Genomic DNA, 25,675 nt, shown 5'->3' with positions numbered 1-25,675 from the left:
AGTGAACGTAAGCGTCGTTGGAGGGAGTAGGTTTAATAGCTCCAATCGAGACGCGGGTTTCATGTCAAACCCAGGTGGAATGTTGCTGGCAGTGGTTGCCGGATTCCTCGTGCTTTCGACCCTCTACGCGGGGATCAATGGAATAAGCCCATCAGTTGCGATTGATTCATGGACGCCCATCATTGCGTTAGGTGTTCTCGCTATCGGCGTTCTTGGCCTCGTGGCAAGTCGCCTGTAAGACGGTAGCGATTACTCCTCATCGACGGCCCGATCTCGAGACCGCGTCGCCCGGCCTGCGTCGGTCGCCGGCCAGTCCTTTCGTCGGAACTCGCCAGGATGTTCGGTGTTGACATGCTCGGCCAGCTCGGCAGCGCCGCCAGTCGAGTGCGAACAGTCCGGTGATGGACAGACGAACGATCGTGGTGTCATGGTCGGCGATCGGGGTACTCTGCGGCCCCACCGACCGGCGCCTCTTTCACGACGACGTTGTGAGTCGGGTGGTCCGACCGGTGATCCTCGAGGTGGCCCTGCGCATCCGCTTTCTCAGATCCGCTCTCTCGGAACCGACAGTCGCAACAGACGGCCGTGTAATGAATTCCCATGCGTTGGTGTTCCGGGCACTCCTAGATAAATCTGGTCCGAGTCCTTACCGCTTCGTCTTCGACATGATCTCGATATTAGGGTCTCGGCTCGCCTCGTCGATCCGGTCGAGGGCGTGACGCTCGCAGTAGTACTCCGACCGCTGGTTCATCCGATGCCAGAGTTTGACGTTGAATCGGTAGTCCGACCAGCGCTCACACCGGTCGCATTTCATACGCGGTCGTTCGCTTCACTGGATAGAAACAGTCCGCCTCGGTGCGAAAGTGGAGGTAACAGGCAACGGTGGGAGACCATGCTGGCCCGATTTGGTGTGATGGTGCATGATAGGACCGTACCTACAGCGCGGCCAGGGGTCGAACGTGGGCGACTTCGCGCCTCCGGACGTCGTTTCGTGACGTCAGTCGTGGCCGGTGAATCGGCGCTCGAGCCGACGCGCCGAGGACCGCGATCGAGAACTTGCACTCGAGGTCAGCGTGGGTACTGTCGCGGTTAGGGACTCGGCTTGAGGCGCGGGGTATCTGGCGGCGTCCACGGATCGGTTTCGCCGTTCTCGTAGACGCAACAGCCGCCTATCTGGAAGCGGCCGTTTCCAGTCGCCTCGATCGAGTGGACGTACTGTGTTCCGGGTGCGTGCGGTTCGTGGTCCGGGCTCGGGTTCTCCGGGATGTGTTCGGTGCGGATCACGCCCCAGCCACAGACCGGACAGGGTTCGTCTTCGGTCACTGTGGCTCACCTCCGTCGGTCGCGAGCGCCGACGCCGCGACCTCGCCGGCCATCCACTGTCGTTGCTTCCCGATGCCGGTCAGCCCCTCGACCTCTCGGAACGGGAACGCGACCTCGAGGTCGCCCCGGATTCGAAGCACGTCGAAGACGTCCCGCTCGCGAAGGCGGTTCTCGTAGTCTTTCCCCAGGAGGACCTCCAGTCGAACGTCACGCGGATCAATGCCACCGGCGGCGTCCTCGAGCCAGCGTGCGAGTTCGTTGTGGACGTTGTACGCCCACAGGTCCACGAGCGTCGTGACAGGCTCGCCGTTCGGCAGGCGACCGTCGTGATCGACCGGGATGCCATCGAGATCGGTGACGTGCGTTTCGTAGTACTCGATCGGCGCGTCGGGCTCGAGCAGTGCGTGTTCGGCAGAGATAACCCGCCAGTCGTCGCCGACCGTCTCACCGTACTGGCGTTTGTTCGTCCAGTAGCCGCCCGCGTAGCGCTCTTTCGACGGGAGTGGCTCGTCGGCGTGGTCTTTCGTCCCGGAACAGCCGACGGCCACGAGCGTGATCGGGTCGCGGTCGCGGTGGGCCTCGATCGCGTCGCGGACGCGGTAACAGTGGCCCATCCCCCAGCCGACGCCACCGATATCGGCGCTGCCTCGATCAATGTTCTCGACAGCGTCTTTGACGTCGACGAGATCCGTGCAGGCAGTGGCGAGTCGGGCGGGCATACAGTCGGGAACAGGGGCGTCCTCGAGCACGCGCATGAGGAGTCGGTACAGTGGCCGCTTCGTGTTGGGGACGACGGTCGCGTCGCGAACGCCCCAGACCCAATGACTCGAGACCGCGAGGTCACCGTTCGAGAGCTCGTGTTCGCGCGGCGTCGGGGTTCGATCGACGTCGGTCACTGTTCGTCACCTCCTGCAGCCAACGCCGACCGGTGCTCTTCGCGATGCTCTTCGGCGTTCGTGTAGGCGATCGACCTCGAGAGGCCGTTCTCTGGATCGTACACCTGTTTCCAGTCACAGTCGGGATACGGGCACTCGAGGACCTCGTTATCTTTCTCGCGTCGGCGGGCGCCGATGCAGTCCATCGAGCAGTAGGGGATTCCCGACGCGCGCTGGGTGGTTTCCGTCCCGCAGTGGCGACACGGCTTTGGTTCGGCTTCGTTCATCGATCCGATTCCTCCGTCACGATATCCTCGAGCTGGTCGGCCGCACTTTCCCACGTCTCACACCGTGCGTTGAACGTGTCCGTTTGGTGGTGGCCGTACTGCGACGCGTACTCGAGCCACTCATCGATCAGGTCCTGGAGGTCGTCGTTCGCCGTCTGTCCTTCGGAGAGTCCGCGAACGCATCCGACCTTCCCCGCGAACTCCATCTCGTCGCCGCAGTCACAGCGGATCGGCCCATCGCGAGAGAGGTAGTCGATCCGGTTGTTACACTCCTCGCAGATGGCTCGGTTGACCATCATTCGGAATCACCGTCCCCGAAGGCGCACTCGTTACACAGCGACGGGCCACCGACGCCTTTCGTGCACGTTGATTGATTGACGCCACACCAGTCACACGCCCACTCTTCGTAGCGCTCGAGGCGCTCTTTGACCATGTCGGCGAGTTCTTTTTGCATCCCCGTGAGCCCGGTTTTGCGGACCTCGTCGGCGCCGATCGTGTTGTCCTTCGGCCCCTCGAGCCACTCCTCGCGATTGTACTCGGCCAGCTCGATGAGGAGTGGATAGAGTCGGTCGGGGTACTCCTCTCGAAGTTCGATCGTGTGTTCGTGGAGACCGTCCGTCATCGGTCGTCCTCCACGGGATTTTTCAGACGCGGGGCGACCACAACTCGAGGTCCTTCGCTGGACTCGGCGATGAGCGGGATGTTATCGCCCGTGTAGAATGTGACCGTTCCCTCCGTTGGGAGTGCCTGAGCCAGGTCCTCGAGATAGTCGGGCGAGTAGACCGACACCGCACCGTCGTAGGTGGCCGGTCGGCGCTCGAGGTCGGCATCGAATTCGTCCTGGTAGCCCCAGACGCGTTCGAACCCCCCGTCGTCCTCGTTGAACTCCTTTCGGTCTCCCTCGGTCAGGACGCCATCTGCGACCGGAAGGAACCGTATCCCTCTCGAGGCTGCCAGCGCCACCTTGTTGATCGAACCGGCGAACTCCCAGGATTCGGCCGTCCCCACCACCTCGAAGTCTATCCGCTCGAGGATGTCATCGAGGTCGCGGTCGTCGCGGATGTACTCCTCGTCGACCACGGAGGCGGTGTCGAACCAGTTGTTGTCTAAGATGGTGAGCTCGTCATCGCCGTCTTCGTACCGAAGCGTGACCTCCTCGTCCGACGAGGCGAGGAAATGGAGTGTTTCGTGCAGTTCCTCGACGTCGATGCCGATGACCGCCGGCTGGTTCGCCTCGATCTCGTACCGACCACTGTCGACCGCCATGACGTTCGCGGGGTCGACCGCACTCGCGTGCAGTTCCGAGGTCGTGAAGTGGAGTCGCGCTTCGTCCACGACCGGCTCGAGGGCGTCGGCGATGCGGACGAGGTCACCTCGAGTGACAGTCGCCTCGAACGCTTCCTCGTCGACGATCGTCTCCTGGGCCGTGTCCGTCATCGGTCGTCACCCCCTGAACGCTCAGTCCCCGTCTCTATGTAGCGGCTGCTTCCTCCGTCCGTCGCTGGGAATAAACCCCGTCGTTGGTGATCCATATTCAGGTTCGTAACCGAAATCTTGTATGCGGATTCGACCGCGTTCTCCATACCCTCCGGGCCGATCTTTCGCCAGTGTGGCCGGTCAGGATACCACGCCTTCGCGCCGATGGTTGCTGCCTTGTGGTGGCTGTTGCAGTCCATCGAGACGACGTTCTCGACCCACAGACGTCCGAGCAACTCGTGTTGCAAATGCGGCGTCCCTCCGAGGATGTGGAGGTCGTGGCTCGTTTCTCGATACTCCCGAATCGGTATCTCCGTCGCGGCATACTCCGACGGCGTCGAGTAACCGACGACGCACCACTCGGGAGCGTGCTCGAGATCGCCGTCGTGATGTGGGACGACGATAACGTTCTCGGCGTACTCAGCGAGCTGCCGGGCTCGGTCGTTGACCTTCTCGTAATTCGAGCCATCGTAATCCCCGGCGACCGCGTACTTTGGCCGGTGCCACTCCGCAGCCTCGAGTAGGCCCTCAAAATCCGGTTCTTCCCAGTGGAGATCGAGAAACTCCACGCGAACGTTCTCGCGTCGGTATCGTGGTTCGTCATCGAGGCGGGTACCGCGAAGGTATCCATACTCGCCCGCGTAGGCTGTCAAATCAGGCCGCCCTGTCGTGATTATATCAACAGAGGGCACGTTCACCTACCTCCACAGTCTCCTCGATTCCTCCACGGCGTGCCTGCTCGAGTCGGACGTAAAGACGCGCCGGTTCGATGGACCGCGAAATGTCTCGATAGAGTTCGTCTGCCAGCCGTTCGGCAGTGATTTCTTCGTCGCGGTAGGATTCGAGCCAGAGTTTGAGCGAGCGTGATTCGAGACAGTGACCGTCTGGTTCGTATTTGATCGTTAGGTCGTAGTGATCCGGGCCGCCGAAGTCGAACGGGCAGAGTGCCGTGAGTTCGGCCGTCTCGAAGGTCGTGATCTGGTTCGTTGGCGGAGCCTCGAATCGCTCAATACCACTCACGCGACCACCGTCCGGCTGTACGTTGCACTGAATGCAGTCGGGGCACAGCCATTCGCCATCGTGTTTCTCGAGCTTCGCAACGACACCGCAAACGTCACACCGCACCGTCATGGTCCGTTCTCCATGAGGCAGTTAATGCACTGCCAGCGGCAGGCCTGGCCGCTTGGATAGTGGGCTATCTCTACCCATTCGTGGTCGCACTCGTCGGTCATGCGACCACCTTCCCGTCGATCCACCACCACAGGCACGGGTCCTGTGATAACAGTGGGAGTAATTCAACTTCGCGCTCAGTCCCGTTCTGTTGTGTATCGTTCTTACTCATCGCTCTCACCTCGCTCAGTTTCCGGCCGAATGTATCGGTCTTTCCAGCCGATAAATTGCGTGAATCGCCGTTCCTGTTTCTCGGTCGGTCGTGGTAGGAACGCGGAACATTCCCGGCAGTGACCGATATACTCGCCGTTTGCTGCGTCTGGGTGGTGTCCGGTTCCGCACTTGTTGCACTCGATTCGTGGAACCGTACACGGGCCGTGGAAACGGTCAACACCGCTCGAGGACTGACACTCTTCGTTCATGCCTGACCACCTGCAAATTTCTCGAGGGTCGTTGACTGTGGCTCTGTCTCGCTCTCGGTTACGTCCGGATCGGTCGCGAGCAACGTCGCCGCCACTGTCCCCGAGGGCGGCCGGTAGCCCGTCGCCTCGAGGCCGTACTGTCCCAACGCCCGCTCGACGTGGTGCTCGCGTTCGTCGACGAACTCGGCGATCTCCTCGATGGTGAGTCGCCGGGCGCACAGCTCGGTGAGTGTTTCTTCGGTCAGTTCGCGGTCCAGATCGTCAAGTGGGATTCTATCGTGCATCGTCGTCCTCCGTTTCGAGTTGTTCGATGGCCTGTTCGACGTCGCGCTGAGTCGCCTCCGGGAGTCCGTCGCTCATGCTGGCACCTCGCTGGCGTCGTCGTGGACGGCCGCCTGGACCTTCCGGGCGAGCTCGCCCATCGGCGTATCCGTCTGCGATTTGCGGTGATACCGCTCGATCACCTCGAGCGGGAGCAGACCGAACTCGCTGGGGTCGCGCACCTTGTTCGGGAGCCGTTCGGTGGAGTAGGTGATCGACGGCCCGCCAGGATAGTGGACCGAGGCGACGACGTCCGATCCGATCACGGCGAGTTGCCAGTCGTAGCGAACACCGCCGTCGATAACGCGTCTCATCGGCGAATCCCCTCGCGTTTCGCGCGGTGGATGGTACGCGGGAGTTCGCCCGTCGCGACGATCGAGCCCCGGACGGTCTCGACGCCCCGGAGGTAGTGGTAGGTCCCTTCGAGTCCCTCGAGGCGGCACTCGTAGTGCTCTTTTACCTCGATGTCATCACCGTCGCGCTCGAGAGTCGCATCGACGATCTCGAGGCACTCAGGGCGCTGATGGTGCTCGCACACTATCATTCGCCGTTCACCCCCGGTTCGAAGTCGGGATTCCAGCCAGCGCCCTGCTTGAGGTGTCGGTACGTCGAGCACTCCGGGCACGCGTGGAGGTTTCCGTCGTTGTCGCCGTAGACGCCGACCGTCCCCTCGAGGACCCGATTCCCGCAGTTGAGACAGCGGTTCCCGATAGTGTCGGCGCCGTAGACCGTCGGAATTTCAGTGCTCATGGCCGTTCCTCCGGGAGTCCGCAGTTTGGACACGTCTCGCCGTAGATGTGCCTCGAGACGAGACGACCGCACGTGCAGTGCCAGAGCGAGCCTTTCGTCTTAGTCATCCGAGACCACCTCCTCGTACGCCGGGATCTCCACGTCGGCGTCGTCGGGGAACCCGGCGCCGTAGGTCGACAGCGTCGGCGCCTCCGTCGCGAGAATGTGCTCACAGAGCGCTCGGGCCATCCCGACCGGAACCGCGTTCCCGATCTGTGCGCGGCGGTCTTTCTTCGTGTCGCCCGTGATCTCGTAGTCCGCCGGGAACCCCTGCGCTTGTTTGGTCTCCGGCGGGTCGAGCATCCGGTATCGGAGATCGATACCGAACGGGTAGACTTCCGGATCGGCCAGCGCGTACCGAGCGCGTTTGGTGAGCGTCGGGAGCGGGTCGTCGATCGACTTCACCGAGTGTTCTGGCGTGCCGTTGTACTGGACCAGGAACGGCGAGAACAGCCGACCGTCGTGATTACGGGCCGTCACCGTGTGAAACGGCCTCTCGTCGGGATTGTAGGCCGGGTTCGAGTGCTTGCCTCGAGCCGAACCGTTCCGTGGCAGGACGAACGCCTGGGCTTCGATGAAGTGGATAGCGCCGCGTGTCGTGATGGTCGACACCGGTTCCGTGTCCGCATCGCGTGGGTACGCTCCGCCGTGCTGGCCCATCACCATCGGCGTCGACGCTGGTTCGTCGTCGACGGCGACCTCGCCACGAACCAGGAACGGTTCCGTCCGCTCGTCTATCGCCGTCTCGATCTCTTCGATCGGGACGACGTCGTCCTGGAGTGCGTATATATCGGCCTCGTCCATTCGCTCGAGTGCCGCCGCGTAGGGCGCCAGTCGGTCGTCACAGTGGTCGCGGATGCCCTTCGCGATGCGGTCCATCGTCTTGCTTGCGAGCGCCTTCGAGCGGGTGAACATCGACTCGCCCCGGTCGCTCCAGTCGATTATCTCGCTCGCTGGCACCCAGTCCTCGAGGTCGTCGGCCGGGTCGCTCGAGTGGGTTGGTTGTGGTGGAGTTGGGCGGTTCGTTCGTGACGCGATTACGAACAGTCGCTGTCGCGTCGTCGGGTCGCCGTAGTCGGCGGCCCGGAGTTTGACGCCGTAGCGGTCTTTGTCGTCACGGACGACGGTGTAGCCCAGTGCCTGAAGCATCTCGACCCAACGCACGAAGATCGAGCCGTCGCGCGACGGTGTCCCGTCGTCTTCGACCGGCCCCCACGACCGGAGCTCGCCGACGTTCTCGATGAGCAGGTGTTTCGGTCGCAGGAGTTCGACCCACCGGAGGACGTGCCACGGCGACGCCCGTTCCTGTTCTTTCACGGGCTTGCCGCCTCTCGCGTTCGAAAAGTGCGTACACGAAGGCCCAGCCGTCAGCAGGTCGACCGTACCGGGTTCGGCGACGTCTGGCGGGAAGATCGCCTCAACCTTTGCATGGTAGTGGTCGGCCCACGGGTGATTTTCCTCGTGGGTCGCGATCGCGTGTTCGTTGTGGTTGATCGCCGTGAGATGGAAGTCCTGGCCGGGCGTGTAGCCGAGGTTCTTCGCGGCGTCGACGGCACCCGTCGAGATCCCGCCCGCGCCTGCGAAGAGATCCACGACGGTGAGGGAGTCCTCAGACATCGTCGCCCTCCTGGAGGTCGTCGTACCCATAGCGCTCCACCAGCGCCTCGAGCTCGTCGACGACCGTCTCGGTCTCCTGTTTTCCCAGGCCCGACAAGTCGTAAACGAGTCGGACCAGGAGGTCGCGTTTCGGTTTGCGCTTCCCGCTCTCGAAGTCGGCGATCGTCTCGTCGATGGTCTCGAGTGCCGTCTCGATGGTGGACTTGTTGAGACTCGCGTTCCGACCGTAGAGCAGCGCGACCACGTCCTCGTCGGTCAGGCCGCTTCGCCGCAGCGCTCGGAGATCCGTCGCGAGCGTCTCGATCGACTCAGCGGCCTGGGCCACCTTGACGAGATCGGCGTGGAACTGCTCCGTGTCGATTGTGACGTCCTCGAGCTCGAGTTCCTCGTCGGCATTCGTGAGGAGTTCCTCGAGCGGGTGTTCGTCGTCGGTCATCGCGACTCACCCTGGTAGTCGACGCGGTGGCCCCACGTTTCGTAGTGCTCAAGTTTTCGTCGCCGTGCCGTGCCCTCGTTGTAGTAGTCCTCCTCGAGGTCGCACTCCTCGCAGGTGATCCGGTGGCCGCCGTCGGTCGCGACCGGCTTCTCCTCGATCGTGATCCGGTAGGTCGCACACGACGAGCCGCCCCAGCGATCGAGGTGGCCTTGGTCTTCGAGACGCGCGAGCACGCGGCCCGCGATGTGGCCGTCGATGTCGAGGTCGTGTTTGACCTGCGTCGTCGTCACGAACGACTGGCCGTTGCGCTTGCGGCGACGCACGTACGCGAGGATCTCGTCGGTGTGGTCGTCGAAAATGCTCATCGAACCACCCCTTCGGCCGCCTGGCGCTCCCACACCGGCCGTTTCTCGGGCGTCGCCGCCTGGTAGGCGTCACGCGGGCCGGCGTCAGTCATCTTCATCGCCGTCTCGACGAGTCCGATCGCCTCGAGATCGGCTAGCATCCGGTAGATGGTCGCCCCGGACCACTCGACCGCGTCCTCGAGTTCGCCCGCCGTCTGGGGCTCGTCGCAGCTCTCGAGGTGAATCCAGAACTCGGAGCGGTTCGGTTTCACGAACGCGAGGGCGTCCGGAAGCGCTCCCGTTCCGGGGTAGTCGGCGGGATTCATCGGCCACCCCCGATTGCCGCTGGTGCGTCCTCGAGGAGACAGACGTCCGCCAGCGCCGGGAGGCGCGACTCCAGGTGGTCGGCCTCGAGCGTCATCGGGCCACAGACGTGTGCGTCGCCCGCGCGGTAGTACGCCGCCTGGAGGTCGCCGTCCGAGATCGTGACGAACTCCGTTTTCGAGCGGTGTTCGAAGACGAGACAGAGGTCAGTGGCCTTCGACAGCGCTCGGCGGCAGTCCTCGCCCGAGAGGTCAGAGTCACCGGTCGCGAGGTGTTCACACAGGCGTGCGACGCTCTCGTCGTAGTGGAGGTCGTCCAGGATGTCTCGGGCTGAGTTGTCGTCGGTCGTCGGTTGGGTCGCGATCGTGCCGCCGTCGGTGACGAGCGTTGGTTGTTGTGGCCGGTGGATCGGGACGAACCAGGGACAGTTCGAGCACTCGAGGCGGTAGTCGTGGCCGCTCGCGGTGCAGGTTGCTTTGATGGCGGCGGGCTGTCCGCACGTCGGACAGGCGTCGTGCGATTCGGGTTGGGACGGTGCGTCGGATTTATTAGGACGCTGGTGTAACTGAGTCATGCTTGCTGGTTTCCATCCGTGCAAGCACTCGCACTGGTGCTCTAACACCAGGGCGTTCTCCGAACGTAGATCACGCCTGGAGTGCTTACTTCGCCTTTTCGTTCACACTGACTTATAGTTTTCCCATGAGACGTATGTCCGATAGGGTTTTACGGCAGGCTTACGCAGTGTAGAGTATGAATGAGCGTTCGAGAGACGAGAAAGGACGGTTTGATTCAAATGTGGCTTATTCTGATGTAGATTTCCGTCAGGCCGTTGCCGAGTTGGAGTTGCCGACCACCGGCGACATCGCCCGAGAGGTCGGATGCAAGCGAGCGACCGCCCATCGGCGCCTGACCCAGCTCGAGGAGAGCGGCGATCTCGAGAGTCGGTCGGTTGGGAACGCCCTAGTCTGGTCGGTCAGGTAGTTAGGAAGACCCCCTCAGACGGTTCGTAGAGTTCGCCTTTCTGTTTCAGTTTCTCGATTTCAGACTCGGCTTTGTCCGTGTCGATGCCGATCGAATTACAGCGCTCGAGGACCACGTCGATGGGTGCGCCCCTGTCGTACTCTTCCTCGACGTCCAGGATGCACGCCTTCACGCCTTTCACGCGGTCGCGCTGGCTTTTCGAGGTGCCTGCTTCGACAATATCGGCGTCGAACTCTCCGCTTTCGGGGTCGATTCCGACGTCGTTGAGCGACCGCATGATGAGTTCGATCGACCGCGTGACGTCCTCGTGTTCGATCGTGTCCGAGAGACGAGCTCGAGCCGACGCTTCCGCGAGTCGGAGGAAGGCCTGAAGTTTGCGGGCCGTCACCGGGACGGGGGAGTCCTCGTCGACGCCCTTCGATCGGATCTTTACGTAGTGGTCGATGAACCGGTTCCAGATATCTGCATTCGCGAATACCGGTTTGACCGTCTCTTTCGCGTAGGCGATGTACGCCCGGAGGACTTCGGTCGGAATCTCTCGCTCGACGATCGTGCCGTCGCCTTCGCCACGGTAGGCCGATCTCGCGGCCTCGTCCCACGACTGGACGATGTGTTCGGCGACCTCGCGGTCGCGTTCCTCGTCGGGCGTGTCCGACATCATGAACATGAGGTCGAATCGGGACATGAGCGATGGTGCGAGGTCTATCTGTTCCGAGATCGGCTGGTGGCGGTCGAACCGGCCGTACTTCGGATTTCCGGCCGCCAGTAGCGACGTCTTCGCCGGGAGCTTCGAGGAGATGCCCGCCTTCATGACGTCGACGCGCTGACGCTCGAGCGCCCCGTGCATCGCCTGGACGGCGTTCGGCTGGACCTTGTCGATCTCGTCAATGCACGCGATTCCGTCGTTCGCGAGGACCAGGATACCAGCCTTGAGCGTGTACTCCGAGCCGCCGAAGTCGTCTTTCACGGCAGCGGCCGTCGCGCCGGCTTTCGAGAGCCCCTTCCCGCTGACGTAGCGGCCGATCGGCGAGATATCTTCGACCTCGCCCAGGAGTTCGGACTTTCCCATTCCGGGGTCCGAGAGGATGAGGACGTGGAAGTCGCCCCGGAAGGTCGGCCCGTCCTCGAGGTCCTTCCGACCGGCGCCGACGAGCTGGAGGACCATCGCGGTCATGATCTGCTCGAGGCGCTCATCCCGAGAGAGTTGCGGCGCCAGTGAGTCGACGAGCATCCCGATCGGATCGCCGCTCTCGGCGATCGCCCGAATGTCGTCCATGTGTTCCTCGTAGTCGATGTCCTCGAAACCGCCGTCCTCAATCTCGAACGATCCGCCCTCGGTCTCGAGGTGGTAGTCGAACGTACGCGATTCGAGGTCGTCGTCATCAATCGACAGGATACCGTTCGCCGTGAGGCGTTCGTTGCCCTCGAGAGACTTCCCGGCGAGGTCGTCGTACATTCGGACGTCGATGTGTGCCTGCCCGGTGTTCGAGCGCTCAGGCGGCATCTCGAGACGTGCGACCTGATACTGCTGGAAGACCGTCTGCTCGGTGTTCAGTTGGAACGGACCCTGTCGCTCACAGCCCTGGCATTCGTGCGGTTCCTGCATCTCGTCGCCGCCGGACTGTGGAATCCGGTGAAGTGTTCCACAGAGCGTACACTCGAAAGCCGCCTCATCGATCTGCGGTTTCGGTTCCGATAGCTGTGTGACCTGGCCGCGAATCCCGAGTGCCTGGCCGATCTGCTCGGGTCGGTACTCGTTGATGTGGACCGTCCGGGCGTCCTCGAGGTTCTCGATGCGTACGTTCGCGGCCGAGAGGTCGATATCTGCCGGGAGGTCGTAGGTCCGGAGCGCCTCCTTGAGGTGCCGGAGGACGATCTTCGGCTGGTCGAGATAGTCGTCAGCGAGCCGGGGGTCGTACTTGAACAGGTCGTTCCAGTCGATCACCAGCGACTTTTGGTCATTTGGGAACCGGTTCGCTAGGCGAAGCACTTCCTCTTTGTAGTACTTCTTGAGGAATTCTTCGCACGATTCCATTACTTCGGGGATTTGTTGGGCACTCATTCAGAATCACCATCCTCGTCAGAGAGGATTCGAAGGTTCGGCGTGTTGTTTCCACCGTCAGCGGTCGCAGATTGATTAGTCGAGACGTTCATGCTGGAGCGCTTGAAGCGGTGATCCTCCAGTTGAAGGTCACGTTTATCGCGCCGATCGTGAAGGTCAGCCACTACGCGGGAGATATTGTCCTTCGTATCACGCCCGTACTCGTCGATCGCTGCTTGCTGGATCTCGGACGAGTACGCCATGACCGTCGTGTTCGGGTTCTCGAGGAGTGAATCGAGAACCTCGTCCAGTTGCTCGCGGTAGCTCGCTTTCGATTCGCGAATCTCCTCGAGTTGTTCCTGGAGCCGGTCGATGTTCTCGAGACGGTCTTCGGCCTTCGAGGAGAACTCTTCGGCTTTCTCCTTGAAGTCCTCGGCCTCTTCTCGGTGTTCCTCGAGCTGGCGTTCGAGAGCCGCTTCGGTGGAACCCTCGTCGAGACCGAGAGCCAGACGGACGGCCTGGTCAACGACCTGCCACTGCGGTTTGCCGGTCTCTTTCGCCTCCTTTTTGATGGCGTTGCGAGTCTCCACCGGGAGTTCCCCGGCCCAGGTCTTCCGCCCTTTCCGGGAGGTCATTGACAGAACCCCCGTTTCATCTGGATCGACTGGAGATATCCCTCTAGTAGCGATCTGCTTTCTAGAATCCTAGTAGCCTTTCTAGATTCTAGAAACCTCGCGCTTCTAGAGGCGTTTTCAGACCCTCCTTTATATACTGCCGTTCGTTCCGGTCCGGTTCTATCTTCAAATTGGTGACTCATCCTGTGGAAAACCTGGTTTCCTAACTGGTTTCTGGTAGGTATTCTAGAAACCGGCTGCCTTTCTAGAAGACCTGCCTTTCTAGAAAGGACGGGGTTTTCTAGAAGACTGCCCTTTCTAGAAAGGCAGGACCCTTCTAGAACGCGGGTGCTTTTGCTGGTTCCATCCGTGCGTGCCGTCGCGATCGTGCTGTAGGTATCGTTCATTCGAGTCGAGCTGGTGTGCTGACCCGACGCCGAACGACGACGTCGCCAGAAAGGGAAGGGACAGAGCAGTGGCTCTCTCCGATAGACTTAACTCCCATTCCAGCGAAGAAGTGAATACCGAACGACACAGATCCATCATCGGTGTTGGTCGCACCTCGGATCTGTGGAACCCACTTCTTCGGGTTTTGCGCTTTCGTCAGTCCATACTGTGTTCGGACGTATCCGACCGTCTTAAAACCTCTAGACACAGGCTGTCTGACGTGTGTCTGACTCAAGGACGTCCTCGAGCCGGGTGCCGACGGTCGGCTATCGTTGTGAGATAATTGAATTGTGTGTTCCATCCGTGCTAACCGCAAATGCTGTTGCGCCTGCCGTAGCGTGCTCTAACACGCGTGTCGGCGGGGTTCCGATACAGCCGCTCATCGCTACAACGTCACCTCATCAATCCCGAACTCAGAACACAGCACGCTGACCCACGAGGGAATCGTGGCCGGCTTCTCGAGCAGCGCCGAGTCGTCGTAGACCGAGACGATCTCGGCATCGCCCAGGGCGACGTCGAGTTCCCACCGGCGCTTGAGCTCGAAAACGAGCGTGCCATCGTGGGGGACGTCACCCGCGATCGTGACCTGGACGTGACTCGCTTCCGGTGGGAGCACATCCGAACCGAGGTCGCGAAGGTCGACCGTGTCAACTCGCGTATTCGTCTGGCGTGCGTGTGAGCTTTGAACGGCCATACCAAACTCAACGGGGCGTTTACCAATAAGTGAACATGGGGGTGTTACCACCCGTACCGCCCTTTGCCGTCTGGCGGTTTTACCACCATCATAGTTTTGTGGTTGGGTCCCGTTGTGCATGGTGTTGGCCTCTTAGTCTGTCAACAGTGGTCGCTCCCTGTGTGCAGCCACAGGGGGTCAAATCTCCTGACGATTCGAATCGCCAATGAGTCCCTACCGTTGACAACACCCTGTTAATGTCCGGTACACTTAAACCTTGGCGTAGATATGAGTCAGTATGGCTCATATTTTTGTCTACGTGCTAATAAATCGGATGAAACAAGTGCACAGCATGGCACCCTCCGATAATGCGCCGCAAGCGGGGTCTCTGGATGAATAAAGCCAGTAATCCCGTCCTTGAGTTCCTTGAGGAAAAGGACATCGCGGCGCCGGTATCCGTGCTGGACATAGAACTCGACGTATCGAGGTCGTCGATTACGCGAGCGATTCCCGAACTCGAGTCACGCGGTTTCATCGAACCCGACGACGATTACACGACTCACTATCGGATCACGGACCTGGGCCGGGGATATCTCCAGGGGAAAGTCGACGCGAACGACGTCGAACCGGAAGACGACGAAGACGACTGAGTCCTACGCCACCTGGGCGCCGAGTTCTTCGAGCACTATCTCTCGGATCTCGTATTCGGGCGCGACCTTCTTCTCGTGTTTTTCGATTAACTCGTATTCAGCAAACTTCGGCAGCCACTTCCGGAACGCCTGTTTCCCGACCGGATCATCGGAGCGCTTCTCGTAACACTCGTGCAACGGCGTCGACGTCGCCGGGCCGACTTCCCCAATCGCCTCGAGGCCGATCCGTTGCTGTCTCGAGAGCGACGACAACCGCGACCGAATCACCTGGCGATCGGCATCCGTCCTGGAGGCGTCGACGACCGCGCGTGTGACCGACTCCTCACCATCGCGACGCGCCCGCTTCACCGACTCGAAAAGCAACGAAATCGCCCGGCGACAGTCGTTTCGCTCCGCACACTCGGAGATATACTCGAGCACACCCGCCTCGACGGCGCCGGGCTCGAGGCCGATCGACGCGCGCTCTCGAAGGATCTCCACCAACTCCGACTCGTCGTAGGCGTCGAACTCGATGCTCGGAAACGACCCGATTCTCGAATCCAGACGGATATCGGCCCGGTCGAACTTTCTCCAGGGCTGGTTGGCGATGAGAATCGGTGTCAGATCCGGCACTTCGTACAGTTCCTGGAGCACGCGAAGCTCGTCGATCTGGTCGGCCTCGTCGAGGACAACGACGGTCGGTTCGTCGACGATTTCGCGAATGCGGACGGCCATATCGGCCGGGCCGACCGACCGGCGTTCGAGTGTCGACCCATCGCCCAGCTCGGCGAGGACGTGATTCAGAACGTCTCTCCGGCTATGGATCGAGAGACAATCGAGAAACGCGACCGGGATGCCGGCGACGCGCTCGAGGTCCTCGAGGACACAGCGCGTCGTGCAGGTCTTCCCGGCACCCGATGGCCCGTGGATGAACGCGCCCGTGGTGGAGTAGCCGTGTGTGAGGGGCTCGAGCACCGAGGTAAGGTGTGAGATTTCGCCGTCGCGATGGACGACCACCTCCCGATCGGGCTGGACGTCCGGCTGAAGGACCGCGTGATCGGTAATCATACTGTGTTGGTGGTCGTGACAGTCTGAAATAGATAGGGGTCCGGTTTCGTACGTTTCGTTCCCTCGGGCGCGGATAGGTATTCGGCTGTGACTCGAGTCGATTCACGGCCGACCTGTGGCCGCCAGCCGGCGCTCGAGCGCTGTTCGCGATGACTACCACGAAAATAGATATGCGTTCTGGTATGACTAACTAATATCTGGCACCCGATAGCCTCGGATAACTATGACAGAAACAAGAGGGGAATACCAATATTTATGTGGTAATAGCACTAGGCACTAGCTGAGCAACGTTGGTTCGCTGGGAGAATCCCGGCCGGGCGGTGCAACGCCCGGCCAACGTGCTCACCCGGAAAGGTGATGCAAGAATGTCTACGATTCAGACGGCAGAAAAAGGTATCGACGTCGAACCTCTCGAGTTGATCCGCCGCGCCGAGAAATCACGAACGACCGTCCGGCGCATCCGCGAGCTTCTCGAGGGCGATCGCTGTGTTTCGACCATCAAACAGGGAGACTGGTTTTCGACCATCGAGCACGTTCGCGACGAGACGGGCGTCGATCTTGTCCTGTTCTCGGAGAACCGCTACGGAGCGTCAGTGAAAGGACTCGACGAGTCGGGGCTGTGGGTCGCCTCGGCGAGCTACGACGAGCGCCTCGGGTTCAACAGTAGTAAGCGCCCGCGCTGGGACGTCGAGGACGGCCTGACGTTCTTCCAGCCGAACGACCCGCACCCGGAGTTCTGCCGACTCGAGGACGCGAAAGCGCGCCTCGAGCAGTATCGATGACGCCCGAACGCGCCGTGCTCGAGGCCGTCGTCGACGCCGGCCAGTCGACGCGGTGTACCGAGTGTGGAACGACCCTCCGACCGAACGCGCTCGTGGAGTGTGTCCTCCTGGAGGACGGCACGCTCGAGGCGACACGCTGTTTCGGGTGTCACGAACACGCCCACGATGGCGACGGCTGGCTCGTCGAGGGCCAGCTCGCGCCGTCGATCTCGCCGAGCGGGCGCTCGAGGTTAGTCCTCTCGGGTGCGACGGTCGTCGATCGGTCTGTGTAACCACAAGAGTCATTGTTTCTGGGACGAACGACTAGGATACCTCGAGGGTACTATCGAGGCGGGTAATACGGCCACCTGGCCGGGCCGGAGGTCCATCTGGCCCCGATTCGCGCACCAGTGAACGGTTCTCCGTTCACGGTTTTCAGAACACGGCGAGCAACAGCGGCGAAATCATTTTAGTTGCCATTGCTGATATTCTGAACAATGGATGCCCGGCCGATGGTGATAACAGCGGTGGTAACGGTTTTTCTCGTCTCATGGGTATTTCTCGCGCCAGTACTCGGCCTCCCGTTTGGATTGAATGCGGCCACTGGTGCATCGATGGGAGATGAAGGTCCGGTCCTCAATATCTGGTACGACGGCGAACCGGAAATGGGGGACGTCGTAATCTTTGAACAGAACGGCCAGTTGAGCAACGATCGCGTCGCCCATCGCGTCGTCGACGAAACCGAGCACGGGTTCGTTACGAAAGGTGATGCGAATCCGTATACCGACCAAGAGGTGGCAGGCGTCGATTACGTAACAAGTGAGAACATGGTAGGTGTCGTTCTGATCCGAATGGGGGTTTTTGAGGTACTGTCGCCAACTGCGGCTCTATTAGTGGTCTACGGGGTCCTCGGAGTATGGCAAAAACGAGAAACTGAAAAGGCGCAAAACTGACGTTCGTCAGTTAGCTAAAGTCGTAATCAACCGTCTTGATGACAGACTCGTCGTCACCGTTGATCGCAACGATTCGAATTTCTCCCGAATCGCTAGACAGGTGGTCAGTGCCGCTGGAGTTGTATTCTAACACAACTTTGTCTCCAGTGTTTTTTAGACCGTCAGAAACGAGATCCTCACCATCAGAGGTCACGTCGCCACGGACAGCGAAGCTGTTCGCGTCTCCCATGTTCTCGACCGTTACGCTGACATTTTCATCATCATTCTGAACATCCGCTCCGACGACTGCGTTCACACCGGAGCTGCCCATGTTACCGCCGAGATCCAGCACGAACGCCGCGATGACGGCAGCGAGAATCACCGTAATGGCGACCATGAGTATAACTCCGATGACAGGAGATACTGCCCGTTCCGATTCGTTTCCGATCAGTTTGCTTCTGTATTTCTTTAGATCCATGATTGATCTTCTTGTGCGCACCGTGCGTGAACGGTCAGAAACTTTATTGACTGGTCCGGCATCGGACCAACCGGCGGATAGGGATGGGGGAAAGTCAACCACACCCACGCCGTCAGCTTCTTCGCGTCGCACCTGTGCTGATAGTCACACCTAACGGCTGTATAATAAACCCTGTGGCCCGGTCTGAATAAACGACATTCATGGATTCTTAGACGGTTTCAAAATTGATAATCAGCGACCCACAGAAGACTTACAACGCCCTCTTGAAACGTTCGCGTCTGGCGATTTCGCCACTAACCAGTTCGATGTCCGAACGGCTTTGGTCTTCGAGAGCGTAGCCACTGGCGAGGCCCGTCTCCCTGGCAGGTCACGGGCTCGGCTTACTCTCGGTTTTTCACGACGGCGTACTCGTCGGCTTCGTCGAGTTCGATCTGTGTCCAGATCGCCCGCTTGATCGCATCCTGTGGATCATCACAGACAGGCGAGTTCTCAAGCAACCTGTCGATCGTCGCCTGCGGCAGCGAGAGACTCAATCGCGTCTTTTCCGACGAGTCGTCACCATCGGGCTCGTCGCCCATACCCTGACCACTCACCGACGGGCCAATAATCTAGGCTATTCCGTTGCACTGCGTGAAAACGATTTATCGCGAGTATAATCATACTTTTGCACAAAATAGAACAGATACTCGTATTCCTGCGAATTACCCCGCAAGGATTATATTAGCGCGCGTGTATGTATCCATTAACCCAAACCGGACCTGCCCCGACGCGCGTCGGATATGGGCGCGGCCCTAAGCAGGTGCCTCACGGTATCGGGCAGTAGTTACTTCTAGCGATAACCATGAGCACACAAGCCGCAGCACTCGGAAACCGGGAGAACTGGTGGGGAGAACGACCCGTCGAGGACCTCCTCGAGGTCGACGTCGCCGACCTCTCGAAGACGGATCTCAAACGGGTGATCGAACACGAGATCGATTTCAACCTCGCCCTCGAGCACATGACCGAGCAAGAACTTCGGAGCTACCTCCGAGACCTCCGATCGGGGAGTTCGAAGGCGACCGGGGCGGTCACGAACCTCGAGCGAGCGCGCTGGAAAGCTCACACCGAGCTCCGAAAGCGCGCCGATCCGGTCTCGGCGACCGCGAAGTTCGGCGCCCCGAACCGACCGATTCAGGCCGGCTTCGCGTGGCTCTTCGCCGACGATCCTGGGGACCTGCTCGACCACGATCCACTTGCAACCCACACCGAGCGGTGTACGGTCCCGCTGACCGATCCGTGTCTCCATGTCCCGAAGCATTCGTCGACGCAGTGGGGAGAGACGGAGTACGGACAGAACCGATTCCGACGACGGTACGACCCCGAACACGGCTACATCGGCGGCGTTGCTTTCGAGCCGCTACCCATTTCGGAGTTCATGCAACTCGTCGAGGACCTACTCGGAGATCTCGACGTGCGGTACGGCTTCCGGCGCTCGAAACTCAACAAGTGGCGCGACCAGTCCCGATCGATGAAAAAAGAGTCAGACAATTCAGACCAGGACATCCTGACGCAGGTACTGTTCCGGATTTTTCGCCAGGCGGATAACTAACGGAGACTCATCACAATGACAAACTCAGACTCGAGAGACGAATCGCGCGTCAGGCGCCTTCGCGGAATGATCAACGCATCCATGCTGTCTATCGGAAGAAAGCAGTTTCTCGCCGTGATTTTCGCTGTATTGATTGTATCGAGCATGCCGGCGATGGCGGTGGGGACAATCACGACGGCGTCAACGTCGACAACCTCACAAACCGGCGTTAGTGTTGGGGGCGTCGTTTACGAATCAAACGGGGAAGTCATATACGAGGAAGACGGCGAAGAAGTTTGGACATATAGCCTAGCAACCGAGATACATGATAGCGGGCTTGCTGCTGACGAAGATGGGATTTACGTATTGACCGATGATTTAATTAGTCTAAATTATGAGGGAGGTGAACAATGGCGAGTTGATTCATCTAACCTCCAAACAACCGACGATAGCTATGGGGGTCTTGATATTGGGAATTATGATGGGCAGAAAGCGATCTATGTTGGGGGCGGCTACAATAACCATGTCACGATCATATCGGCCGACGATCAGTCTGTTTTGAACGAATTTGGCACCAGTGGAACCACTCAATTCATCTCTAATCTAGAGAAGGGGGATGGATACGTTGGATACGGATCAACGTTACCCGAATTTGGGGCGTATACGACTGATGGGACTGAAATTGGGTTAATCGATAGTGGTGATGATCGGCCCGCTGGCGGAATGTATGGAATCGACTCAAATGATGAGTATTGGTTTGTCACGTCCGATATACTACAGGCATTTGACGAGGATCTAAATGTCGCTTGGGATAGAGACTTCGGGTCAGGGGCCGTTCTTGGCGTGGCTCATTACGAGGGGAGTGTCTATGTTGCCTCCGAAGTAGATAATCGGATTCTGGAGATTGACCCCGGTACTGGTAATACTCTCTCCCAATTTGACCAGTTCTCGACTACATCTTCGACATCGGACAAGGATATGGTGTCTGTCAATGAGGATGGAACAATAATAGCAGCCGTAGGGTCGACAATCCATTACTATTCGTCAAGTGGCGATTTGATCTCAACATCAGAGAAAACGAGCAATATTACTATTGCGGCTGGGACAGGGTCGACTGGTGTCCCACTCACCGGCCGGGTCACCGATCAACACGGCGACCCCGTCCAAAACGCAACCGTGGAGTACTGGGGGATATCCGACTCACAGTTCACGGTAGAGGACGTTAACGACCTCGAGAACGAGATCGGCTCACTCGAGCGGGAGCTCGAAGATGTCGAACCGAGCGAGTGGCAGCAGTTCCGCGACGAGTTTCAGGACGGCAGCGCAACCGGCTTACTCGACACGGACGCCTACCGATCGGACCTCGGCGACGTCACGTACCCACTCGTTCACGCGCCCGAAGACTGGTCCGCATCAGGTGGCTTCGGAACAACGTGGGTCTCCTCGGAGATCGACCAGCCGAGAGTCCAAGTCGAGAAAGACGAGCCGGTCATCATCTCGCTGTGGGACCCCGACGAGAACCGACTTCGGCCGACGCGTGGCCCAGTTCGAAACTCGTTCCACGGCGAGCCCGTTTCGGGCGAAGTGACGATCGAACAGATCGGCCCGAGTGGAACGTTCGACACGAAAACCCTCGAGACGGAGGTCATCTTCAAGGAAAACCGACTCACCGGCGATATAGAACACCACGCCGTCCGCACGCAACTTCCGCCAGGCGTCTATCAGGCCTACCCCGAGGACAACCGCGCGGCCGCGTACACGTTCATGGTCGGAAATTCCGAGGAAGTCTTCGACTCCTACCGACAGGACGTCGAGCAGACGATTGCCAACCTCCAAGAACGATCCGACGTCCTCTCGAGCGAGATCGACCTTCGCGAGAACGCCGACTTCCAGCACCTCGTGAACGAAGGTGTCGCTGTCCGACAGAAGACCACGACCAACGCGACCGGCCACTATACAATCGAAGCCGACTCGAGCGTACGCACGTACAACGTCCAGGCGTACAGGGCCGACGACGGAATCCTACAGATGCTCGAGTCTCAGAGTGACACGACCAATCCATCATTCGCGGACGTGACGATCGACGATCTCCGTCAGTACCGCCTCGACGGCTACAACGGGACATACTACCTCCCGATGGAGACCAATCGCGTCGACACAACGCAGGAGAACCCCGACGCGGATGTGACGGTCCATCGCGTCGATGGCCTCCCGCTCGAGGACATGGAGGAATACGAGAAACGCCTCCAGGAACTCTTCGAGCAGTATCTGAACCAGTCTTCGACGGAGTTGATGAACCAGTGGGAAGAGATGCTGACCGAGATGAACGAGGAACGCCTCGAGCAGATACACGAGGAATACCAGAGGATAATCGAGGACAACGAGGACCTCCGGGATGCGATCGAGGAAGCGCTCGGACGTGACCTCTCGGACCCCGATGAGAACCTCACGAACGAGGAACTCCGTGAGGAGCTGGAGGCGATCCGCGAGGAACTCAACAACCAGAACGAGATCAATCTCGGTGGCGGCAACGGCGAGATCGAGGATGGCGAACTCTTCGCGGAAATCCCGGTCCCGAGCTGGGCCGACGAAGACGACGTCGTCCTCCTGGTGCGCAACGCCGACGGCGAGCGCGTCCCGATCGGCGAGGAGTACATCTCGATGGAGTCGACCGGCATCGGCAGCCAGGCGGTCGTAGTCGACGGATATCCGGTCGCCGAGGACTTCTCGGCTGGCGACCTCGAGATCGAACTCGCGGGCTCGGAAGGCGTCGGCAGCGGCTCGACGCCGATCCAGAACCCGGCCTTTGACGGCACGCTCCCGACGATCGAGTCGGTCCAGTGGTCGACTCTTAGCCCCGGCCCCGATGAACGAATCTCGGCAGGCGTAAATCCCGCACCCGACAGCGAGTACGCGGGCATCCAGTCAGTCGAGGTCTTCGGTCCCGAAGGCAACCAACTCGAGAGCGAGATCGACGGGAACCGCGCCCGGTTCAAGACCGCCGGCAAAGGCACGCATCTCGTCCGGTTCACGCTCGAGAGCACGACCGGTGATACGTTCGTCGTCGCCGAGCGCGTCCGCGCGGGACAGAACCCACACTCGGACCCGGCAACGATCCGGATTGGCGACTCACCGATGGGCAAACACGCCGTCGTGGGCGAGCACCTCTCGAGTGCGCGAATCGACGACAGTGACGGACTCCAGATCGACGCGTTCGTCGAGGATTCCGATAGCACGCCCGCCGAGATCCACCTCCGACTGGACAACGCGCTCGAGGGCGATACGCACAACGTCGACCTCTCGGTCGTGACGGAGGGCGATGAACGCCAGATCGGAAAGCACGTCCAGGTCTACTGGCACCTCAACAACTTGCCAGAGGGGACGCTGTTCACCGGCAACGGCCCGATCACCTGGGATGGCGATACCCGCTACGGCGAGGTGACCGAACGCGACGGGAAAGCCATCCTGGTGACTCACACCGACGACTCGGGCCAGCTCTCCCTCGAGGCGAACACCGATCCGAATCTGCTCGACCGGGCGTTCCACCGGATGAGTCGCTACACGCACGGGATTTCGATTCCGTTCCTCGGCTTCCTCGGCTCGCTCGTCGATAGCGGCGTGACGATCGCCGCCGAAGTCGTCCAGACATCCGCGACCACGACGACGGCGCCGACGGTTGGCCTCGAGCCTACCGCGACACAGGGGGTGACCGCATGACTCAGTACACTCGCAGACAGTATCTCCTCGGAGTCGGAACACTCCCACTCGCCAGCATCGCACCGGCCGACCGCGAACTCTGGTGGTCACCGCCGGACGATGCCGTGAGCTACTCCGAGGGGCGTTACGGGTTCATCGTCTCGGTCGAACCCGACAGCCTCGAGGAGTTCAGAGAGGACGTCGAAGGCTACGACAACGTCTCGTGGCTCGAGTCTCGAGAACACGCGGCCTCGGGGACGGTCACGATCGTCGCCCCTCCGGGCGATATCGGCATCCGGCAGCGCGACCGGGCCTTCGGAAACGGCCTCGCGCATCTGAGCTACGTCGAAAGCGTCGAACTCAACCGGACGATCTCGCTGGCGGACCCGATCGAACCAGCGGGCTCGAACGCCTGGTCGGGAACCGGGTTCGGCACCCAGAATTACCTCAAGGTCTTCGGCGAGGGCGCGCTCTCGAAGTCAGGCGTCGCCTTCGACTCGGACATGCAGGAAGGCCCGATCGGCAACGTTCACACGCACACGCGGGCGGACGCGGTCACCGTGGATACCTCGGGCCTCACGATCGGCGTGGTCGACACCGGCGTCAACTACGGCGAGGCCATCCCCGAGAGTCGGTTACTCTCGACCTCGACGGACTTCACGGACGGCGACGCGACCGGAACCGATGCCGTCGAGGACACTGACGGACACGGTAGCTGGGTCGCTTCCTGTATGGCCTCGGAACTCACGGGCGACTACGCGGGCTTCCTTCCCGCTGCCGACGTCCTCGGGTGTAAGGCGCTCGAGGACGGACAGGGAACGATCGACGATATCGCGGCCGGCATCCGACACGCCGCCGACGAAGGCGCGGACGTGATGTGCCTCTCACTCGGATCGTTCCAGTTCTCCCAGGCTATCCAGAACGCCCTCGAGTACGCCGTCGAACAGGGAACTATCCCGGTCGCAGCGAACGGCAACGACCGTCAGATGTCCCGATGGCTCTCTCATCCGGCCTCGAGCGAGCAGACGATCGCCGTCGGATCGACGACGGCAGCGCTCCCCAGCGAGTCCCGGTCGGCGTACTACTCGAACATCGGACCTCACAACGGAATATCGGACAACTCCGGTGGCGAGACGCAAGGCGCGATGCCCGACATTGGCGCCCCGGGCTGCAAGCTCACGGCGCAGGTCCCACAACCGTCCGGAAGCGACTCACTCGAGACGCTGACCGGGACGTCGATGGCGGCGCCGGTCGTCGCGGGCGTGATCGGTCTTTACCTGGCCGAAAATCCGGGAACGGACTTCGAGACCGTGCGCGAGGGCCTCCACCGGACGGCCGCACCCATCCCGAACGCCGCCGAAGAGGAGATCGGCCACGGGATGCCCGACGCCGAAGCACTCCTCGCGGGCACCGAACCCGACACGCCACAGGCAGAGGCCATGACCGACGAGGCCGAGACTCGAGGCGTCGCGTACTCGACGCTCTCGGGCGGGATGTACCCGCGACTACTCGCGAGCGCCCAACAGCGATTCTAATCCATGTCACGCACACGCCGCCAGATCCTCACTGCGGGCGCCGCGCTCGTCGGGACCGCACTCGTCGGGTCGACGGCGTCGGCTCAAGAGGGTGACTGGCTCCCGGATCACGTCGTCGCCGCCGGTGACGATGTCGAGTCCCTCGAGCCCTATCAGCCGAAGCTCGTCACGACGCCCGCCGACCGGGCGGCATTGCTCGGGTTCTATGGGTGTTGGATGGACAGCGCCGAATACGACGAACGCGTCTATTTGTTCTGGGCCAGATACACCCACCAGGACTCGAGCATCGACGCCATCCCGTTTCTCGGCGATATCTTCGCGAGGGACAGCCACCTGGGCGACCACGAGCCCTACGCGTTGTTCGCCGATCGACAGACTGGCGAGGTGAAACGTATCCTGTACTCGGGATACCACCACTACGGCGTCTCGAAATCCAAAGATGAAATCGAACTCGTGGCCGACGCGACGGCCGCCGAGACCCACCCGGTCCTCGATGTCGTCTCTCCTCACCACCACTACCAACTCGTGCACGAGGATCGGGGCGTGCTTCCGTCGACGTTCACTGGCCTGGAGTCGTTTCTCGAGGCCCATCCCCGATGGCGCGATCGCGACGTCTGGCGAAATGCGGATCTCGAATCCGTCACCGACCCGTGGCACGCCGAAGAACGGGGATACTGGTGGAAAGACGGCACGAGAGATGCCCGGATGGCATGGCTTCGAGTCGCGCTCGACTGGCGGGACAGCGACCACGACGAGTTGATCCGAGCATGACACCACTCAATTACCAGTCTGGAGGGGTCCCGCCTCCGTACGGCTGAGGCGAGACACCCACTCGAGCACCGACTTCCAACTACACCCTTCCTTCACAA

At 60.8% G+C, this 25,675-nt stretch carries 35 protein-coding genes; 10 read left to right on the top strand and 25 right to left on the bottom strand.

All coding sequences use genetic code 11. From position 1 onward, the window contains the following. The first annotated feature begins 61 nt into the window (after positions 1-61). Entirely contained in the window at positions 62-238 is a 177-nt protein-coding gene (locus NGM15_RS18660; RefSeq protein WP_253439141.1) for a hypothetical protein, read from the top strand. A 187-nt stretch (positions 239-425) separates the two neighbouring features. Here NGM15_RS18660 and NGM15_RS18655 read toward each other — a convergent pair whose 3' ends face one another. The 19 genes from NGM15_RS18655 to NGM15_RS18565 form a co-directional block, all read right to left on the bottom strand. Next, the gene (locus tag NGM15_RS18655) at positions 426-602 is read right to left on the bottom strand and encodes a hypothetical protein (RefSeq protein ID WP_253439138.1); all 177 of its coding nucleotides are present in this window, start codon (positions 600-602) and stop codon (positions 426-428) included. A 44-nt stretch (positions 603-646) separates the two neighbouring features. After that, positions 647-814, bottom strand: coding sequence for a hypothetical protein (locus NGM15_RS18650; protein WP_253439135.1), 168 nt, complete (start codon positions 812-814; stop codon positions 647-649). 275 nt (positions 815-1,089) lie between these two features. After that, the gene (locus tag NGM15_RS18645; RefSeq protein WP_253439132.1) at positions 1,090-1,323 is read right to left on the bottom strand and encodes a hypothetical protein; all 234 of its coding nucleotides are present in this window, start codon (positions 1,321-1,323) and stop codon (positions 1,090-1,092) included. Further along, on the bottom strand, positions 1,320-2,219 hold the full coding sequence (locus tag NGM15_RS18640; RefSeq protein ID WP_253439129.1) for a DUF6884 domain-containing protein: 900 nt from the start codon (positions 2,217-2,219) through the stop codon (positions 1,320-1,322). The genes NGM15_RS18645 and NGM15_RS18640 overlap by 4 nt, the downstream gene beginning before the upstream one ends. After that, entirely contained in the window at positions 2,216-2,485 is a 270-nt protein-coding gene (locus NGM15_RS18635) for a hypothetical protein (protein ID WP_253439126.1), read from the bottom strand. The genes NGM15_RS18640 and NGM15_RS18635 overlap by 4 nt, the downstream gene beginning before the upstream one ends. Further along, positions 2,482-2,784 carry a hypothetical protein gene (locus NGM15_RS18630; RefSeq protein ID WP_253439124.1) on the bottom strand — a complete coding sequence of 101 codons (303 nt, stop codon included), beginning with the start codon at positions 2,782-2,784 and terminating at the stop codon, positions 2,482-2,484. The genes NGM15_RS18635 and NGM15_RS18630 overlap by 4 nt, the downstream gene beginning before the upstream one ends. After that, entirely contained in the window at positions 2,781-3,107 is a 327-nt protein-coding gene (locus tag NGM15_RS18625) for a hypothetical protein (RefSeq protein ID WP_253439121.1), read from the bottom strand. Before NGM15_RS18625 ends, NGM15_RS18630 begins: the two co-directional genes overlap by 4 nt. After that, entirely contained in the window at positions 3,104-3,922 is an 819-nt protein-coding gene (locus NGM15_RS18620; RefSeq protein ID WP_253439118.1) for a beta clamp domain-containing protein, read from the bottom strand. Before NGM15_RS18620 ends, NGM15_RS18625 begins: the two co-directional genes overlap by 4 nt. Next, positions 3,919-4,653, bottom strand: a complete 735-nt coding sequence (locus tag NGM15_RS18615; RefSeq protein ID WP_311136472.1) for a DUF6610 family protein — start codon at positions 4,651-4,653, stop codon at positions 3,919-3,921. The genes NGM15_RS18620 and NGM15_RS18615 overlap by 4 nt, the downstream gene beginning before the upstream one ends. Next, entirely contained in the window at positions 4,640-4,981 is a 342-nt protein-coding gene (locus NGM15_RS18610) for a hypothetical protein (RefSeq protein WP_253439112.1), read from the bottom strand. The genes NGM15_RS18615 and NGM15_RS18610 overlap by 14 nt, the downstream gene beginning before the upstream one ends. A 568-nt stretch (positions 4,982-5,549) precedes the next feature. Further along, positions 5,550-5,837 (bottom strand): hypothetical protein, encoded by a 288-nt coding sequence (locus tag NGM15_RS18605; RefSeq protein WP_253439110.1) that lies wholly within the window; start codon positions 5,835-5,837, stop codon positions 5,550-5,552. A gap of 72 nt (positions 5,838-5,909) precedes the next feature. After that, entirely contained in the window at positions 5,910-6,188 is a 279-nt protein-coding gene (locus NGM15_RS18600; protein WP_253439108.1) for a hypothetical protein, read from the bottom strand. Then, positions 6,185-6,418, bottom strand: coding sequence for a hypothetical protein (locus tag NGM15_RS18595; protein WP_253439105.1), 234 nt, complete (start codon positions 6,416-6,418; stop codon positions 6,185-6,187). Before NGM15_RS18595 ends, NGM15_RS18600 begins: the two co-directional genes overlap by 4 nt. Beyond that, the gene (locus tag NGM15_RS18590; RefSeq protein WP_253439102.1) at positions 6,415-6,624 is read right to left on the bottom strand and encodes a DUF7563 family protein; all 210 of its coding nucleotides are present in this window, start codon (positions 6,622-6,624) and stop codon (positions 6,415-6,417) included. Before NGM15_RS18590 ends, NGM15_RS18595 begins: the two co-directional genes overlap by 4 nt. 99 nt (positions 6,625-6,723) lie before the next feature. Beyond that, on the bottom strand, positions 6,724-8,280 hold the full coding sequence (locus NGM15_RS18585; protein WP_253439099.1) for a DNA cytosine methyltransferase: 1,557 nt from the start codon (positions 8,278-8,280) through the stop codon (positions 6,724-6,726). Next, the gene (locus tag NGM15_RS18580; protein ID WP_253439096.1) at positions 8,273-8,716 is read right to left on the bottom strand and encodes a hypothetical protein; all 444 of its coding nucleotides are present in this window, start codon (positions 8,714-8,716) and stop codon (positions 8,273-8,275) included. Before NGM15_RS18580 ends, NGM15_RS18585 begins: the two co-directional genes overlap by 8 nt. Continuing rightward, the gene (locus NGM15_RS18575; RefSeq protein WP_253439093.1) at positions 8,713-9,081 is read right to left on the bottom strand and encodes a hypothetical protein; all 369 of its coding nucleotides are present in this window, start codon (positions 9,079-9,081) and stop codon (positions 8,713-8,715) included. The genes NGM15_RS18580 and NGM15_RS18575 overlap by 4 nt, the downstream gene beginning before the upstream one ends. Beyond that, positions 9,078-9,386: a helix-turn-helix domain-containing protein gene (locus tag NGM15_RS18570; protein ID WP_253439090.1), complete on the bottom strand. Its 309-nt coding sequence runs from the start codon at positions 9,384-9,386 to the stop codon at positions 9,078-9,080. The genes NGM15_RS18575 and NGM15_RS18570 overlap by 4 nt, the downstream gene beginning before the upstream one ends. Next, positions 9,383-9,958 (bottom strand): hypothetical protein, encoded by a 576-nt coding sequence (locus NGM15_RS18565; RefSeq protein ID WP_253439086.1) that lies wholly within the window; start codon positions 9,956-9,958, stop codon positions 9,383-9,385. Before NGM15_RS18565 ends, NGM15_RS18570 begins: the two co-directional genes overlap by 4 nt. A 176-nt stretch (positions 9,959-10,134) precedes the next feature. Here NGM15_RS18565 and NGM15_RS18850 point away from each other — a divergent pair, with 176 nt between their 5' ends. Continuing rightward, complete coding sequence (locus tag NGM15_RS18850; RefSeq protein WP_343233307.1) at positions 10,135-10,365, top strand: helix-turn-helix domain-containing protein; 231 nt, start codon at positions 10,135-10,137, stop codon at positions 10,363-10,365. Here NGM15_RS18850 and NGM15_RS18560 read toward each other — a convergent pair. The 3 genes from NGM15_RS18560 to NGM15_RS18550 form a co-directional block, all read right to left on the bottom strand. Further along, a complete protein-coding gene (locus tag NGM15_RS18560) occupies positions 10,358-12,427 on the bottom strand; it encodes a minichromosome maintenance protein MCM (RefSeq protein ID WP_253439083.1) in 2,070 nt (689 codons plus the stop codon). The genes NGM15_RS18850 and NGM15_RS18560 overlap by 8 nt on opposite strands. Then, the gene (locus NGM15_RS18555) at positions 12,424-13,041 is read right to left on the bottom strand and encodes a hypothetical protein (protein ID WP_253439080.1); all 618 of its coding nucleotides are present in this window, start codon (positions 13,039-13,041) and stop codon (positions 12,424-12,426) included. Before NGM15_RS18555 ends, NGM15_RS18560 begins: the two co-directional genes overlap by 4 nt. Positions 13,042-13,852: 811 nt before the next feature. Then, positions 13,853-14,161: a hypothetical protein gene (locus NGM15_RS18550; RefSeq protein WP_253439078.1), complete on the bottom strand. Its 309-nt coding sequence runs from the start codon at positions 14,159-14,161 to the stop codon at positions 13,853-13,855. Positions 14,162-14,532: 371 nt separating this feature from the next. Here NGM15_RS18550 and NGM15_RS18545 point away from each other — a divergent pair, with 371 nt between their 5' ends. Continuing rightward, positions 14,533-14,790 (top strand): ArsR family transcriptional regulator, encoded by a 258-nt coding sequence (locus NGM15_RS18545; RefSeq protein ID WP_253439076.1) that lies wholly within the window; start codon positions 14,533-14,535, stop codon positions 14,788-14,790. Positions 14,791-14,793: 3 nt separating this feature from the next. Here NGM15_RS18545 and NGM15_RS18540 read toward each other — a convergent pair whose 3' ends face one another. Continuing rightward, positions 14,794-15,837: a Cdc6/Cdc18 family protein gene (locus tag NGM15_RS18540; protein ID WP_253439073.1), complete on the bottom strand. Its 1,044-nt coding sequence runs from the start codon at positions 15,835-15,837 to the stop codon at positions 14,794-14,796. Positions 15,838-16,202: 365 nt separating this feature from the next. Between NGM15_RS18540 and NGM15_RS18535 the strand changes: the two genes are divergently transcribed. From NGM15_RS18535 to NGM15_RS18525, 3 genes are all read left to right on the top strand, one after another. Further along, positions 16,203-16,619 carry a hypothetical protein gene (locus NGM15_RS18535; RefSeq protein ID WP_253439070.1) on the top strand — a complete coding sequence of 139 codons (417 nt, stop codon included), beginning with the start codon at positions 16,203-16,205 and terminating at the stop codon, positions 16,617-16,619. After that, on the top strand, positions 16,616-16,891 hold the full coding sequence (locus NGM15_RS18530) for a hypothetical protein (protein WP_253439067.1): 276 nt from the start codon (positions 16,616-16,618) through the stop codon (positions 16,889-16,891). The genes NGM15_RS18535 and NGM15_RS18530 overlap by 4 nt, the downstream gene beginning before the upstream one ends. Before the next feature lie 204 nt (positions 16,892-17,095). Beyond that, complete coding sequence (locus NGM15_RS18525; protein ID WP_253439065.1) at positions 17,096-17,551, top strand: S24/S26 family peptidase; 456 nt, start codon at positions 17,096-17,098, stop codon at positions 17,549-17,551. Positions 17,552-17,561: 10 nt separating this feature from the next. Here NGM15_RS18525 and NGM15_RS18520 read toward each other — a convergent pair whose 3' ends face one another. Then, complete coding sequence (locus NGM15_RS18520; RefSeq protein ID WP_253439062.1) at positions 17,562-18,008, bottom strand: type IV pilin domain-containing protein; 447 nt, start codon at positions 18,006-18,008, stop codon at positions 17,562-17,564. 380 nt (positions 18,009-18,388) lie between these two features. Continuing rightward, positions 18,389-18,586 (bottom strand): hypothetical protein, encoded by a 198-nt coding sequence (locus NGM15_RS18515; RefSeq protein ID WP_253439059.1) that lies wholly within the window; start codon positions 18,584-18,586, stop codon positions 18,389-18,391. Positions 18,587-18,849: 263 nt separating this feature from the next. Between NGM15_RS18515 and NGM15_RS18510 the strand changes: the two genes are divergently transcribed. From NGM15_RS18510 to NGM15_RS18495, 4 genes are all read left to right on the top strand, one after another. Then, entirely contained in the window at positions 18,850-19,596 is a 747-nt protein-coding gene (locus NGM15_RS18510) for a hypothetical protein (protein ID WP_253439056.1), read from the top strand. A 1,155-nt stretch (positions 19,597-20,751) separates the two neighbouring features. Beyond that, complete coding sequence (locus NGM15_RS18505; RefSeq protein WP_253439053.1) at positions 20,752-23,292, top strand: hypothetical protein; 2,541 nt, start codon at positions 20,752-20,754, stop codon at positions 23,290-23,292. Beyond that, entirely contained in the window at positions 23,289-24,806 is a 1,518-nt protein-coding gene (locus tag NGM15_RS18500) for a S8 family peptidase (RefSeq protein ID WP_253439251.1), read from the top strand. Before NGM15_RS18505 ends, NGM15_RS18500 begins: the two co-directional genes overlap by 4 nt. A 3-nt stretch (positions 24,807-24,809) precedes the next feature. Next, positions 24,810-25,577 (top strand): hypothetical protein, encoded by a 768-nt coding sequence (locus NGM15_RS18495; protein ID WP_253439249.1) that lies wholly within the window; start codon positions 24,810-24,812, stop codon positions 25,575-25,577. Positions 25,578-25,675 lie beyond the last annotated feature (98 nt).

This window comes from Natronosalvus halobius (assembly GCF_024138145.1).
GTDB classification, from domain to species: domain Archaea; phylum Halobacteriota; class Halobacteria; order Halobacteriales; family Natrialbaceae; genus Natronosalvus; species Natronosalvus halobius.
Note: the sequence above shows the minus strand (reverse complement) of the source record. Positions and strands in the feature narration are given on the sequence as shown.